Raw genomic sequence first — 13,941 nt, forward strand, 5'->3', positions numbered from 1 at the left:
AGGAGTTACTTCAGCAGTTTGTGTTCGACCAGCTTCTTGCGCAGCGTGTTGCGGTTCAGGCCGAGCCATTGCGCGGCCTTGGATTGATTGCCCTCGGCGCGCGTCATCACGACGTCGAGCAGCGGTTTCTCGACGACGCGCACGAGCATCTCGTACATGCCGTCGGGTTCGGTTCCGCGGAGGTCGCGGAAATAACTGTCCAGACTGCTGCGCACGCAGTCCTCTATGTGTTTCTTGCTCATGGCTTTCTCTTCTTCTCCTCTTGTTCTGCTCTCATGCCAGCGCGTCGGCGGCCTGCTCGTCCGTTGGCTCGACCGCATCGTCCGATGCGTGCGGAATGCGGTCCATCCGCGTCGCCAGCGTGTCGAAGAACCCGGCCACTGCGCGCAGCTGCTTGTCGCAGTCTTCGATGGCGTTCATGGCGCCACGAAACGCCTCGCCGCCTGGCAGTGCGCGCACGTACCAGCCGATGTGCTTGCGCGCCGTGCGGACGCCGCTGTAGTCGCCATAAAGGGCGTAGTGCTCTTGCAGATGGTCGAGCATCAGGCGCCGCACCTCGACCACCAGCGGCGGGGCCAGGTGCGTGCCTGTGGCGAGGAAGTGCGCGATCTCCCGAAAGATCCATGGCCTTCCCTGGGCGGCGCGGCCCACCATGACCGCGTCGGCGCCAGTGAGTGCCAACACATCGCGTGCTTTCTCGGGTGAGGTGATGTCGCCGTTGGCGACCACCGGGATTCGCACCGCGGCCTTCACGGCGGCGATGGTGTCGTATTCGGCAAAGCCCTTGTAGCCCTGCTCGCGCGTACGGCCGTGGACCGTGAGCATCTGCACGCCGGCCTGCTCGAAGCGCCGTGCCAGCGTGACGGCGTTGCGCTGGTCCTCGCTCCAGCCGGTGCGCATCTTGAGCGTCACCGGCACATCGTGCGGCGCCGCCGCCTTCACCACGGCCTCGACGATCTCGAGCGCCAGCGGCTCGTCGCGCATCAACGCCGATCCGGCCCACTTGTTGCAGACCTTCTTGGCTGGGCAGCCCATGTTGATGTCGATGATCTGCGCGCCGCGCTCGATGTTGTACTGCGCGGCCTCGGACATCATGTCCGCGTCGGTGCCGGCGATCTGCACCGAAATGGGGCCGGGCTCGCCATCGTGATTGGCGCGGCGCGACGTCTTGAGCGTGCCCCACAACTCCTTGCGCGAGGTGACCATCTCGCTGACCGCGTAGCCCGCGCCGAGCTCACGACAGAGCATGCGAAAAGGCCGGTCCGTGACGCCAGCCATGGGCGCGACGAACAGGCGGTTTTCCAGCGCTATGTTGCCGATTTGCAGGGTCATGGAGAGAAAGGTGGCGAGCGCTGGGCTGCTGAAAAATGAGGCACGATTGTACCGGCGCCGCGAAGTGCCGGCTGCAACGATTTGCACCGGGACCACACACGATAGGCAGGTTCGAGATACCTGGAGCCGGTACTTGCACCTACACGCCAGTGGGCACGTGCCTTCCTATACTCCAGCGCACATGCAAGCTTGGCTCGACTCACTTCTCGCGCTCCTGGCGCTGCCGCAATACGGGCTGAGCACGGTGTTCATCGCCGCCTTCGTGTCCGCGACCTTGCTGCCGGTCGGGTCCGAACCGGTGCTGTTCGGGCTGCTCAAGCTCAACCCCGAAATGTTCTGGCCCGCGATCCTCGTCGCCACAATCGGCAACACCTTGGGCGGCGCGGTCGACTGGTGGATGGGCTATGGCGCGCACAAGGTGGCCGACAAGTATTCGCACTCCAAGCACCATCTGCGCGTGCTGACCTGGCTCGAGAGGCTCGGGCCCAAGGCCTGCCTGCTGGCCTGGCTGCCCATCGTCGGCGATCCGCTCTGCGCAGTCGCCGGCTGGCTTCAACTGCCGTTCTGGCGCTGCCTGTTCTACATGTCGATCGGGAAGTTCGCGCGCTACGTGACGATGACGGTCGCGCTCTTATATATATGGCCTAACAACTAGGCCGGATCACTTCAGCAGGCCGTAGGGGCCACCGCGCTCCAGCGCACGCCGGTACGCCGGCCTGGCGTGGATGCGCTCCAGATAAGCCATCAACCTGGGCCGCGAAGCGTCGAGCCCTCCGCGCACTGCCGCAGCCTCGACGGGAAAGCTCATCTGGATGTCGGCGCCGGTGAACGCGTCGCCTGCAAACCATTCGCTCTTGCCGAGTTCGCCTTCCATGAAGTCGAGGTGGCTCGTGATGTTCGGCGTGACAAAGCCGGCCTTGGCCTTCGCCGCGATCGACCGGGCGATCGGCTTGGCGAAGAAAGGCATCTTCGATTTCTCGATCCGGTCGAACACCAGCTTCATCAGCAGCGGCGGCATCGCCGAGCCTTCTGCATAGTGAAGCCAGTAGCGATAGCGCAAGGACTCGGGCGATCCGGCTGCGGGTGCAAGGCGGCCGTTGCCAAAGCGCTCGATCACCGTCTCCACGATTGCGCCCGATTCCGCGAGCGTGAGCCCGTCGTCGGTCGTCACCACCGGCGACTTGCCCAACGGATGCACTGCGCGCAACGAAGGCGGCGCCAGCATCGTCTTCGGATCGCGCTGGTAATGCACGATCTCGTAAGGTATGTCGAGTTCTTCGAGGAGCCAGAGCACGCGTTGCGAGCGCGAGTTGTTCAGGTGGTGGACGGTGATCATGAAGGCCTGTGCGTTCCGCGGTTCAGGAGCTGAACAGGAAGTTCATCACGTCGCCATCCTTGACGACGTATTCCTTGCCTTCCGCACGCATCTTGCCGGCATCCTTGGCACCTTGCTCGCCCTTGTACGCAATGAAGTCGTTGAAGGCGATGGTCTGGGCGCGGATGTAGCCCTTCTCGAAATCGGTGTGGATCACGCCGGCGGCCTGCGGGCCGGTGTCGCCGATGTGGATGGTCCAGGCGCGCACTTCCTTGACGCCGGCCGTGAAGTAGGTCTGCAGGCCCAGCAGCGTATAGGCCGCACGGATGAGGCGGTTCAGGCCCGGCTCTTCCTGGCCGATCTCGGCCAGGAACATCTTCCGGTCTTCATCGTCCATGTCGGCGAGTTCGGCTTCGATCTTGGCGCAGATGGCGACGACGGGCGCGTTCTGCGCCGCGGCGTATTCGCGCAGGCGATCGAGGAAGGGGTTGTTCTCGAAACCATCTTCGGCGACGTTGCCGACAAACATGGCCGGCTTGGCGGTGATCAGCGAGAACTGCTTGATCAGCGGCTTGTCTTCCTTGCTGAACTCGATGGCACGCACCGGCTTGTTCTCGTTCAACGCGGCCTGGCATTTCTCGAGCAACGCGACCAGCTTGATCGCTTCCTTGTCGCCGGAACGCGCCGTCTTGGTGTGGCGATGCAACGCCTTCTCGACCGTCGACAGGTCGGCCAGGCACAGCTCGGTCTGGATCACCTCGATGTCGGAGATCGGGTCGACCTTGCCGGCCACGTGGATGACGTTGTCATCCTCGAAGCAGCGCACCACGTTCACGATGGCGTCCGTCTCGCGGATGTGCGCGAGGAATTGGTTGCCCAATCCTTCACCCTGGCTGGCACCGGCCACCAGGCCGGCGATGTCGACGAACTCGACGATGGCCGGCACCACGCGCTCCGGCTTGACGATCTCGGCCAGCTGCTCCAGGCGCGGGTCGGGCACCTCGACCACGCCGACGTTGGGCTCGATCGTGCAGAAGGGATAGTTCTCGGCCGCGATGCCTGCCTTGGTCAACGCGTTGAAGAGGGTGGACTTGCCGACGTTGGGCAGGCCGACGATGCCGCACTGGAGGCTCATGGCGGGTGCTTTCAGAAATCTTGGGGGAACCGGTCATTTTAGGCGCCCGGCCTTTCGCGCCCTGGTTGCGAGGCTACTGCCTCATTCGAAGCGCAGGTTGGCGCCCACCGGCTGCCCCACCCTGAGCGCATGCTCGACGCCCTGCAGCACGATCGCGTTCATGCCGAAGGTGATGGCGCCATCGACGCGCGGATCGGACCGATAGGTCCGCAGCATGTCGCCGACCTCCGGGCTGCTCGTGCCGGTCGCCGGGTCGATGTCGGGGATCGGACAGCGCGCGCAGGGCTTGACCGGCCGCAGGCTGACCTCGCCCTCGGCGGTCGTGATGTGCAGCGTGTCGACGCGATCCTCGTCGTGCGCCTCGATGCCGGCGAGCACGACGTTGGGCCTGAAACGCTCGATGCCGACGGGCTCATGGCCGGCCGCCGCCAGCCGGGCGTTGAGTTCCTCCAGCGAGCCCTCGCTGGCCACCAGCAACGGGAATCCGTCGGCGAACTGGTTGGGTGCCTCGACGCCGTCGGTCCACTTCAGGCTCGACAGGCGCTGCTGTTCGGGGTCGAAGCGCACCAGCCGGAGCTGGCGCGGCTTCCCGGGCTCCGAGAGGAAGTCGCTGAACCACTGCGCCGCGATGTCGCCCATGTCGTAGGCGGCGACCTCGTCCTTCCAGACGCGCGCGCGCACCGGCTCCTCGACGCGATCGAAGGCGATGTGCAGCGCCAGCATGCCCGGCGCGCGAAGAATCATCTCGGAATGCTTGAGCTGCGGCCGGATCAGCGCCATGCGGGGCAGTTCGCGCTGGGTGACGAATTCGCCCGCGCTGTCGACCACCATCCAGGCGCGGTCGAATTCCAGGCCGGTTTCGATCAGGAGCGTCTCTTTCACCTCGACACCAGCGCATGATTTGATCGGGTAGACGAACAGGCGCGCGATCGTGGCCTGGAGGTCGAAATCGGGAGCATTCACGGATCGGTTCCTTTTCAAGAACCGCGATTGTCCAGCACGCCGCCGGGGCAAAGGCTCCTCCTACAATGCCGCGATGGCTCTTCCCCCCGAGGTTTGCATTCGCGGCGCCGGCATCGTCGGACGCACGCTGGCGCTGCTGCTGGCGCGCGAGCGCGTGCGCGTGGCGCTGGTGGCGCCCGCCAGCACGCCAAACGGACAGGACGTCCGCGCCTACGCGCTCAATGCCGCCTCGAAGACGCTGCTCGAATCCCTGCGCGCCTGGCCCGACGCCGCGCACGCCACGCCGGTGCGCGAGATGCTGGTGCATGGCGACGAAGGCGGGCGGGTGCAATTCAACGCCGCGCGGCAGAAGGTCGACGCACTGGCCTGGATCGTCGACGTCCCGGCGCTCGAACAGCAATTGAGCGACGCCGTGCGCTTCCAGCCCCGCATCGAAGTCGTGACCGCCCCGGTTCCGGCTCCGCTCACCGTGGTCTGCGAAGGCCGCATGAGCGCCACCCGCGAAGCGCTGGGCGTGAGCTACGAGGTCACGCGTTACCCGCAGCATGCGATCGCCGCGCGCGTCGACGCCGAAACGCCGCACGACGGCACGGCCCGGCAGTGGTTCAACGACAGAGGCGAGGTGCTGGCGCTGTTGCCGCTCGGCGATGCGAATCGTCCTGCAGATGCACCTGCCGGGCTCGACCGCGCGCTGGCGCTCGTGTGGTCGGTCGACCAGCTGCGTGCACCCGCGCTCCTCGCACAAGGCGCGGCCGACTTCAACATCGCCCTGAACGAGGCGACCCACCATGCGCTCGGCACCCTCAGGCTGACCAGCGAACGCGCCGCCTGGCCCCTGCAGCGCGCCATCGCCAACCGCTGGACCGGCCAGTTCGCGGACGGCTCCGCCTGGGCCCTCGCCGGGGACGCGGCGCACACGGTGCATCCGCTCGCGGGGCAGGGCCTGAACCTGGGCCTGGCCGACGCGGCAGTCCTGGCCGATGTCATCAAGTCGCGCGACTACTGGCGCAGCGTCGGCGATGCACGGCTGCTGCGCCGCTACGAACGGGCGCGCCGCACCGACGTGCTGTCGATGAGCCTCGCCACCGACGGCCTGCAGCAACTCTTCGCACACAGCGCCGACCCCCTGCCGGCGCTGCGCAACTGGGGCATGCGCGGATTCGACCGCACACGGCTCGTCAAGAACTGGATCGCGCGGCAGGCGATGGGCCTGCAATGAATCCCGGGAACACCACCATGAAGAAACTCACCCGCCCCCTCCTTGCGGCGATGGCCGCGCTGACACTGGGCTACGCCCTGAACGCGAGCGCCGGCGAAGCGGAGATCCGCAAGAACCTGGCTGCGCGCATCCCGCAGTTCGCGAAGATCGACGAAATCACCAAGTCGCCGATGCCGGGCATCTACGAAGTGCGCATCAACGGCTTCGAGATCTTCTATACCGACGAACAGGGCAACTACCTGCTGCAAGGCAACCTGATCGACGTGAAGGAGCGCAAGAACCTCACCGAGGAACGGGTCGAGAAGCTCAGCGAGGTCGCCTTCAACAAGCTACCCGTCAAGGACGCCTTCAAGATCGTGCGCGGCAACGGCAAGCGCCAGCTGGCCGTGTTCGCCGATCCGAACTGCGGCTACTGCAAGCAGTTCGAGCGCGACATGACGAAGGTCGACAACGTCACCATCCATCTCTTCCTGTACCCGGTGCTGGGCCCCGACTCGGTCCTCAAGGCGCGCAACATCTGGTGCGCCAAGGACAAGGCCAAGGCCTGGAATGACTGGATGCAGCGCGGCGTCACGCCCGACGCCGGCGAGTGCGACACCACCGCGCTCACCCGCAATCGTGAATTCGGCCAGAAGTACAACATCACCGGCACGCCCACGCTGATCTTCAGCGACGGCTCGCGCGCACCGGGAGCGCTGCCGGCAGCGCAGGTCGAAAAACAACTCGCCGCTCGCAGTTGATGGCCGCGCCGGCCATTCACTACCGCGTCGAGTGCGCGGATCGCAAGGCACACCTCTTCGCCGTCACGCTGACCATCGACCAGCCGGCTGCGCTGCAGCGCGTGACGCTGCCGGTGTGGATTCCGGGCAGCTACCTGGTGCGCGAGTTCTCGAAGAACCTGCAGAACCTGCGCGCTGTGCAGGGCCGGCGCAAGCTGGAAGCGGCACAACTCGACAAGTGCAGCTGGCAGATCGAATGCACGCCGGGCAAGCCGCTGGTGCTGCGCTACGAGGTTTGCGCGTACGACAACTCCGTGCGTACCGCCTGGCTGAACGCCGATCGCGGCTTCTTCAACGGCACCAGCCTGTGCCTCCAGGTCGAAGGCCAGCTCGATGGGCCGCACGCGATCGAGGTGCTGGCGCCGCCGACTTCGGCGGACGGCGCGCGGTGGTCCTGCGCCACGGCGCTGAAGCCCACGAAGGTCGATCGCCACGGCTTCGGCAGCTACATCGCCGACAGCTACGACGAACTGGCCGACAGCCCGGTCGAGATGGGCGCCTTCTGGAGCGCGGAGTTCGAGGCCTGCGGCGTGCCGCACCGCTTCGTGATCGCCGGCGCGACCGCGTCTTTCGACGGCGAACGCCTGATTGCCGACACCCGCGCGATCTGCGAGGAGCAGATGCGCTTCTGGCACGGCGACAAGGTCGGCAAGCGCAACGGCCCCAAGCCGCCGCACGACCGCTATGTGTTCATGCTCAATGCCGTGGACGACGGCTACGGCGGGCTGGAGCATCGCCATTCGACCGTGCTGATCTGCACGCGCCGCGACCTGCCCCAGATCGGCGCCCGGAAGCAGACCGATGGCTACGTCACGCTGCTCGGACTGATCAGCCACGAGTATTTCCACACCTGGAACGTGAAGCGGCTGCGGCCCGCCGAGTTCGCGCGCTACGACTACGCGCGTGAGAACTACACGCAGCTGCTCTGGCTGTTCGAGGGCTTCACCAGCTACTACGACGACCTCCTGCTGCGTCGCGCCGGCCGCATCGACGATGCGACCTACCTGAAGCTCGTCAACAAGACCATCAACCAGGTGCAGCAGACACCGGGCCGCCTCGTGCAATCGGTGGCCGAGGCCAGCTTCGACGCCTGGATCAAGTACTACCGCCAGGACGAGCAGACGCCGAACACCACGGTGAGCTACTACACCAAGGGCGCTCTCGTCGCGATGTGCTTCGACCTCACCCTGCGCGCCGAAGGCAAGGGTTCGCTCGACGACGTGATGCGGCTGCTCTGGAAGACAAGCGAAGGCGGGCCCATCGACGAGGCGGACTTCGCCGCCGCCCTGGAAGCCATTGCCGGACGTTCGTTTGCACGGGAAATCGCCGCCTGGGTCCATTCGACCGATGAACTGCCCCTGTCCGATCTGCTGCGCGTGCACGGCGTTGCCGCGCTCGACGATCCGGCCCAGCGCGCCCAGGAACTCGGCCTTCGCGTGGCCGAGACCGGCGGCAGCGTGCAGGTCAAGGTCGTGCTGCGCGGCGGCGCCGCCGAGCAGGCGGGCTTCTCGGCGAACGACGAATGGATCGGCATCGAGCTGCCTGCGGCGAAAGGCCGGCCCGCCCAAGGCTGGCGGCTCGCACGGCTGGACGATCTCGCCCTCTACCTGGGCCCGCTGAAGAAGGCCACTGCGCTGGTCGCGAGGGATCGCCGCCTGCTGCGCCTGGCGCTGACCTTGCCCAGCGGCGTCACGACGTGGCGCCTCTTCGCGCAGGACCCGGCCAAGCTCGCGAAATGGCTGAGTCGGCCGTAGCCCGCGCCGGGCCACGGATTGTTGGTATCAAGGAGACACGCATGAGCTACGAAAACATCGAAGTCCGCGTCGAGGCCGAGAAGGTCGGCATCGTCACGCTCAACCGGCCCAAGGCGCTGAACGCGCTCAACGACGCGCTGATGACCGAACTGGGCCAGGCGCTGAAGGCCTTCGACGCCGACCCGGCGATCGGCTGCATCATCGTCACCGGCAGCGAGCGCGCATTCGCGGCGGGCGCCGACATCGCGGCGATGGCCAAGTACAGCTTTCTCGACGCCTACAAGGGCGACTTCATCACGCGCAACTGGGAAACCATCCGCCAGATCCGCAAGCCGGTGATCGCGGCCGTGAGCGGCTTCGCGCTGGGCGGCGGTTGCGAGCTCGCGATGATGTGCGACTTCATCATTGCCGCGGACAACGCCAAGTTCGGCCAGCCCGAGATCAAGATCGGCGTGATCCCCGGTGCCGGCGGCACTCAGCGCCTGCCGCGCGCGGTGGGCAAGTCCAAGGCGATGGACATGGTCCTGACCGGTCGCATGATGGACGCGGCCGAAGCCGAACGCGCCGGTCTGGTGAGCCGCATCGTTCCTTACGAGAAGCTGGCCGACGAGGCGCTGGGCGCGGCGCTCGTAATCGCGAACTTCTCGCAGATCGCGGTGATGGCGGCCAAGGAGTCCGTCAATCGCGCCTTCGAGAGCGGCCTGTCGGACGGCGTGATGTTCGAGCGCCGGCTGTTCCACGCGCTCTTTGCAACCGCGGACCAGAAGGAAGGCATGGACGCCTTCCTGAACAAGCGCGCCGCCGACTTCAAGCACCAGTGACGCAGCGCCCGGGGGCGCCAGCTAGGGATTTCGTGCCGGCGGGACAACCGCGGGGACGGGGATCGCCGGCGGCTCCTGTACCGCGTCCCGCAGCGCGTCGCGCAGTGCCGCGAGCGCCGGCGCGGATGGCACTCCGGTGGCGGACGGCGTCTTTCCTTCGCGCCAGCGCACCTGCTTCGGTGCGACCTCGAACACCGCCAGCACTTCGCGATCGCGCTGCAGCGTGATCCGGTATTCCGGCGTGCCGGACAACGGCTGCGACCCGACGGCAGAGATCGCGGCGGAACCCAGCAAGGCATTCAGGTCGCGCGCTTCGGCGCGCGGCAGCGTGCGGCTTTCTCCGTTGCGCCGGGTGATCGTGATGCGGTTCCACTGCGAAAGCGCTGCGAACGTTGGCGGATCGGTCGCCTCCGTGCGCACGGCCGGCGGAGGTGCAACGCGTGCGGCGCCGGGCGCGCCGCCGGCCGGTGGTGCGGCCGGTGGTGCGGTCGGTGGCGAGGCAGGCAGGACCGGCTGTACGGATTTCGCAGCGTCCGCGCTTTCGCGTCCCGGCGATGAGGGCTGCGGCACCTTTTGCACCTTCGCCGGTGGCGGCGGCGGCGGCGGTGCGACGGAAACGGCTGGCGGCTTCGCCTCAGGCACAGGCGCAGGCGCAGGCGGGGCCTTTGGCTCCGGCGGCGCAGGAGACGGCGGGGACGGCGGGGACGCCGACGATGCCGACGATGCCGACGAAGAATCCTTCGACAGCCCGGATTCAGCCAGGGCTGGGCGCTGCGACGCATCCGCCCCGCTGGCCCTAGACCCTGACGCGGACGCTTGCAGCCCCGAATCGAGCTGCGGCGCGACGGCCGGTTCGCGCCGCCAGAGCAGCGTCACCAGCGTCGCGACCAACAGCGTGGCCAACCCTGCCACCCAAGGTATGCGCGAGCGCTTGCCCCCCGACGGACCGATCCGCCGCCACCATGGCCGCGCGGCCATTTCCAGTTCGGCTTCCGCCTCTTCCGGATCGAGCGCGCCGACGATATCGCCCGCCCTCTTCAGGATGGCCTTGCGATACCGCCAGTCAGGGGCCGTGTTCTGGTCCGGAGCGTGTTCCAGCGCCCGCCACAAATGCGGGTCGCTCAGGTCGTCCGGGATGTCCTCCGATGTACCGGTGCCCTGTTCCAGGACCGACAGATAGCGCTCCATGCAGCCCCGCAACTTCTTCAAGCCGGAGCGCAACCGCTTGCGGACGGTTTCGGCGCCGACGTCGAGCGCACCGGTCAGCGTCTCGACGGTGAAGCCCTCCTCGTGCTGCAACAGGAAGGCGGCGCGCTGTTCGTTCGGCAATTCGTCGAGGCAGGCCAGCAGCCGGCGCCCCGCGGCTCGCCAGAAGGCGAGTTCCTCGTCCGAAGGGTGCGAGGGATCGTTGGCAGCGCCGCCGTCGTCACTGAGCAGTCCGCGGCTGAAGAGTTGCGCGGCATCGAGGCCATCGCCGTCTTCGTCGTGCGCATAGAACGCGACCTCGCGGCCACTCAGCCGGAGCCGGTCCATGGCAAGGTTGTGCGCAATGGTGAAGGCCCAGACGCGCCAGGAGGTACTTTCAGGCGAAAAGCTCTCCCTCGCGGTGCTCACCCGCATCCAGGTTTCCTGGAACACCTCGTCGACCTCGCCCGCGAACCGGATGCCGAGCAGGCGCCGAACGAAACGGTAAAGCGCTCTCTCGTTGCGCGCATAGAGCGCGTCGAAGGCGGACGCTTCTCCTCCGGCATACGCGAGCATCAACTCATCGTCCGGCGTGGCGTCGTCGAGGCTGGGAATTTCAGTGGGCGCGCGCATCGGCCGATTTTGACCCCACGTTCTGCGGCCTGCACCGCCGTTCAGGGGTGGAAGAAGTGCATTCCGTCGAGACGATGGCCCGTCTGATCGCGAGGCCCGCCTCCGGACGACTTCCGGAAACTTCCGTCGGGCCGCTGAAAACGGACCGAAGCCGGGCTATAATCTCGGGCTCGGCTCTTTAGCTCAGTCGGTTAGAGCGATGGAATCATAATCCACAGGTCCGCGGTTCGAGTCCGTGAAGAGCCACCAAACAAGAAAAGCCTGCTATCACTTCGATAGCAGGCTTTTTTGCATTGGGGAGTCGGTGGGTGCTCAGTCCTTGGGGCGCCTCCAGGCGCTGAGGAATTCAGCCGGCTTGTCCGGCGGCTGCCACGTGACCACGACAGGGGACGATGAGCCCGACGGAGCCGCCGACGCAGCACTGGTGCCGATGGAACCATCCCTCCCGCCGCCGTCGCAGCCGGCAAGGCATGCCGCCACTGCCGCAAGGCCCACGACCACGTACCAGGATGAGTTCTTCACAGTTGCTCCTCGGTTGTTCTGCCTTCGCACGACGCTGCCCGGTCGTCAGAAGGCCCCAAGTGTAACTATGTTGTAACTCTAAAGTTTTATTTTTCGCGAGCGTGTCAAAAATGCACTGCATCGTTGACTTTGCAGAAGTGTGCCATCGATTAGGAGTAATTCGTTACATGCAAATCCCGATCCGGCGCGCTTCCGTCCTCGACACCGCACTCGCGTCTTCGAGGATGCCCTGAAGAATTCGCGGCAGTTCGACGATCGCTTCGTTGCGAATGCTGCGTGTCGCCGCCCGGTAACGCTCCAGGTTCAGGGTCAATGCATCGACCGACTCCGCCACTTTGGCAAAGGTCGCGCAGACCAGCCCGACGCCCCGTTCGCGCACCCACTGGGCGTTGTAGCGCTCCTGCGGCAAGGTCCACCGATTGCGAACGACGATCACCGGCAACTGCATCTGCACGGCCTCGCTGAGGCTGCCAGGCCCAGGCTTGCCGATGAAGAAGTCGGCCAGTTGCATGTATTGGGCGATGTCGGGCGTGAACTCCAGCACCAGGCGCGGCGCCCGCGACGGCAGCGCGCGCAGTTCCCGGGCGAGCTTCGCGTTGTGCCCGCAAGCGAGGATGAGCTGGGTGTCGGGCAGCCGCTTCGCAATGCCGAGCATGGCCTTGGAGCCCTGCCCGCCGAACAGCACGATGCCGGTCGGGCGGTCGGGGTCGAGCCCCATCGAGATCCGCGCTGCGGCACGGTCGATCGGCTTCGCGTCATGGAATGCCGAGCGGATGAGCATGCCGGAACTCGCGTGGATGCGCTCGTCCGCATACCCGGCCTCGCGCGCCTGCTGCACGGCCCTGGGGCTTCCGCAGACGAAGTGTTGGTCCAGGCCTTTTTCGATCCAGAAGTTCGGCGGGTGATCCGCCAGGTCGGTCAGCACCGTCACATACGGAACGCCGGGCAACGTCGAAGCGAGCGCCTCGCACAAAGCGCGGTTGAAGTTGGGGATCAACGACACGACCATGTCAGGCTCGGTCGCCAGCCAATGCTGCTGCAGTTGCCGCAGCAGGGTCGAATGTCCCCAGCGGATCATTCCCTGCAGCAGCTTCAGCTCCTGCGCCAGGCCGAGCGTCCAGCCGCGCGCCAGGCGCTTGTTGTAGACGTCCTCCGGGTCCATGCCCGTCAGCTTGCGGAAGCTGTCCTTGGGGTCCAGCACTTCGCGCAGATTGACCAGCCGCACGGTCCACGGAAGTCCCGCCCGGTGGATGGCCGCCTCGAGCGCCAGCGCGGAGGCGCGATGCCCGCCGCCGGCGTTGAAGTAGACGAGGTCGACGATCCGATCCGTGCGGCGCGGTGAAAGCAAGGCGGCGCGCTTCATGCGTGCGCCGGCTCGCGCCGCGAAGCCGCACGCCCGACGCGGGTCTCGACGGGCATGTGCTGCGCCCAGTGCAGGATCTCCAGCGACCCGTCGGCATGCTCCGCCAGCGCGGTGAGGCTCTCGACCCAGTCGCCGTCGTTGGCATAGAGGATGCCGTCGATGTCGCGCAGTTCCGCGTGGTGGATATGGCCGCACACGACGCCTTGCACGCCCCGCCTGCGCGCTTCGCGCGCCACCGCGTTCTCGAAATCGCCCACGTAGCTCACCGCGCGCTTGACCTTCAGCTTCAGGTACTTCGACAGCGACCAATACGGCAACCCCATGCGCGCTCGCAGGGAGTTGAGATGCCGGTTCAGCTTGAGCGTGAATTCATAGAGCGAGTCGCCCACATGCGCCAGCCACTTCGCGCACTGGATGACGCCGTCGAACAGATCGCCATGCATGACCCACAGCTTGCGGCCGTCCGCGGTCTCGTGGATCCACTCCTCCGCGACATCGATCCCGCCGAAGTTGTGATGCAGGTACTTGCGCGCGAATTCGTCGTGATTGCCAGGGATGAAGATCACGCGCGTGCCCTTGCGCGCCTTGCGCAGCAGCTTCTGGATCACGTCGTTGTGCGCCTGCGGCCAATACCAGTGACGCCGCAGCTGCCAGCCGTCGATGATGTCGCCGACGAGGAACAGGGTCTCGCACTCGGTGTGCTTCAGGAAATCGAGCAGCGCCCGTGCCTGGCAGCCGGGCGTGCCCAGGTGCAGGTCGGAGATCCAGAGCGTGCGGTACTTCTGCGGCGGGCGCAGGGCATCCCCGTCTTCCGGGTCGGGAAGCTGGGGGGCGGAATCGCGCCATGCGCGAAGAAAGGCGTCGTCGCGTTGCATGGACGGACACGATCGCTTCCACGCGTGACGCGGCCATGGCACAGG

At 66.4% G+C, this 13,941-nt stretch carries 14 protein-coding genes and 1 tRNA gene; 6 read left to right on the plus strand and 9 right to left on the minus strand.

The window, feature by feature from the left end:
• Positions 1 to 5 precede the first annotated feature (5 nt).
• Both QTH90_RS23050 and dusB read right to left on the minus strand, forming a co-directional pair.
• Positions 6 to 242, minus strand: coding sequence for a Fis family transcriptional regulator (locus tag QTH90_RS23050; protein ID WP_028249493.1), 237 nt, complete (start codon positions 240 to 242; stop codon positions 6 to 8).
• Between the two features lie 31 nt (positions 243 to 273).
• On the minus strand, positions 274 to 1,332 hold the full coding sequence (gene dusB, locus QTH90_RS23055; RefSeq protein ID WP_286666894.1) for a tRNA dihydrouridine synthase DusB: 1,059 nt from the start codon (positions 1,330 to 1,332) through the stop codon (positions 274 to 276).
• Between the two features lie 181 nt (positions 1,333 to 1,513).
• On the opposite strand from dusB, the gene QTH90_RS23060 reads away from it, so the two are divergent.
• Entirely contained in the window at positions 1,514 to 1,987 is a 474-nt protein-coding gene (locus tag QTH90_RS23060; RefSeq protein WP_286666895.1) for a YqaA family protein, read from the plus strand.
• A gap of 6 nt (positions 1,988 to 1,993) precedes the next feature.
• On the opposite strand, the gene QTH90_RS23065 is transcribed toward QTH90_RS23060, so the two are convergent.
• The 3 genes from QTH90_RS23065 to QTH90_RS23075 all read right to left on the minus strand — a co-directional run bounded on the left by QTH90_RS23065 (position 1,994) and on the right by QTH90_RS23075 (position 4,745).
• Positions 1,994 to 2,668: a glutathione S-transferase gene (locus QTH90_RS23065; protein ID WP_286666896.1), complete on the minus strand. Its 675-nt coding sequence runs from the start codon at positions 2,666 to 2,668 to the stop codon at positions 1,994 to 1,996.
• Positions 2,669 to 2,690: 22 nt separating this feature from the next.
• Entirely contained in the window at positions 2,691 to 3,782 is a 1,092-nt protein-coding gene (gene ychF, locus QTH90_RS23070; RefSeq protein WP_286666897.1) for a redox-regulated ATPase YchF, read from the minus strand.
• An 81-nt stretch (positions 3,783 to 3,863) separates the two neighbouring features.
• Entirely contained in the window at positions 3,864 to 4,745 is an 882-nt protein-coding gene (locus QTH90_RS23075; protein ID WP_286666898.1) for an MOSC domain-containing protein, read from the minus strand.
• 73 nt (positions 4,746 to 4,818) lie between these two features.
• Here QTH90_RS23075 and QTH90_RS23080 point away from each other — a divergent pair, with 73 nt between their 5' ends.
• The 4 genes from QTH90_RS23080 to QTH90_RS23095 are packed head-to-tail and all read left to right on the plus strand — an operon-like array spanning position 4,819 to position 9,318.
• Positions 4,819 to 5,964, plus strand: a complete 1,146-nt coding sequence (locus QTH90_RS23080; RefSeq protein WP_286666899.1) for an FAD-dependent monooxygenase — start codon at positions 4,819 to 4,821, stop codon at positions 5,962 to 5,964.
• A 17-nt stretch (positions 5,965 to 5,981) separates the two neighbouring features.
• Positions 5,982 to 6,704: a DsbC family protein gene (locus QTH90_RS23085; RefSeq protein ID WP_286666900.1), complete on the plus strand. Its 723-nt coding sequence runs from the start codon at positions 5,982 to 5,984 to the stop codon at positions 6,702 to 6,704.
• A complete protein-coding gene (locus tag QTH90_RS23090; protein ID WP_286666901.1) occupies positions 6,704 to 8,497 on the plus strand; it encodes a M61 family metallopeptidase in 1,794 nt (597 codons plus the stop codon). The genes QTH90_RS23085 and QTH90_RS23090 overlap by 1 nt, the downstream gene beginning before the upstream one ends.
• 41 nt (positions 8,498 to 8,538) lie before the next feature.
• On the plus strand, positions 8,539 to 9,318 hold the full coding sequence (locus tag QTH90_RS23095) for an enoyl-CoA hydratase (RefSeq protein ID WP_286666902.1): 780 nt from the start codon (positions 8,539 to 8,541) through the stop codon (positions 9,316 to 9,318).
• Between the two features lie 21 nt (positions 9,319 to 9,339).
• On the opposite strand, the gene QTH90_RS23100 is transcribed toward QTH90_RS23095, so the two are convergent.
• Positions 9,340 to 11,136, minus strand: coding sequence for an RNA polymerase sigma factor (locus tag QTH90_RS23100; protein ID WP_286666903.1), 1,797 nt, complete (start codon positions 11,134 to 11,136; stop codon positions 9,340 to 9,342).
• Positions 11,137 to 11,308: 172 nt separating this feature from the next.
• On the opposite strand from QTH90_RS23100, the gene QTH90_RS23105 reads away from it, so the two are divergent.
• A tRNA-Met gene (locus QTH90_RS23105) sits at positions 11,309 to 11,385 on the plus strand.
• Positions 11,386 to 11,448: 63 nt separating this feature from the next.
• On the opposite strand, the gene QTH90_RS23110 is transcribed toward QTH90_RS23105, so the two are convergent.
• The 3 genes from QTH90_RS23110 to QTH90_RS23120 form a co-directional block, all read right to left on the minus strand.
• On the minus strand, positions 11,449 to 11,658 hold the full coding sequence (locus tag QTH90_RS23110; RefSeq protein ID WP_286666904.1) for a hypothetical protein: 210 nt from the start codon (positions 11,656 to 11,658) through the stop codon (positions 11,449 to 11,451).
• Between the two features lie 163 nt (positions 11,659 to 11,821).
• A complete protein-coding gene (locus QTH90_RS23115; RefSeq protein ID WP_286666905.1) occupies positions 11,822 to 13,021 on the minus strand; it encodes a glycosyltransferase in 1,200 nt (399 codons plus the stop codon).
• Positions 13,018 to 13,896 (minus strand): UDP-2,3-diacylglucosamine diphosphatase, encoded by an 879-nt coding sequence (locus tag QTH90_RS23120; RefSeq protein WP_286666906.1) that lies wholly within the window; start codon positions 13,894 to 13,896, stop codon positions 13,018 to 13,020. Before QTH90_RS23120 ends, QTH90_RS23115 begins: the two co-directional genes overlap by 4 nt.
• Positions 13,897 to 13,941 lie beyond the last annotated feature (45 nt).

This window comes from Variovorax flavidus, assembly GCF_030317145.1.
GTDB lineage: Bacteria > Pseudomonadota > Gammaproteobacteria > Burkholderiales > Burkholderiaceae_C > Variovorax > Variovorax flavidus.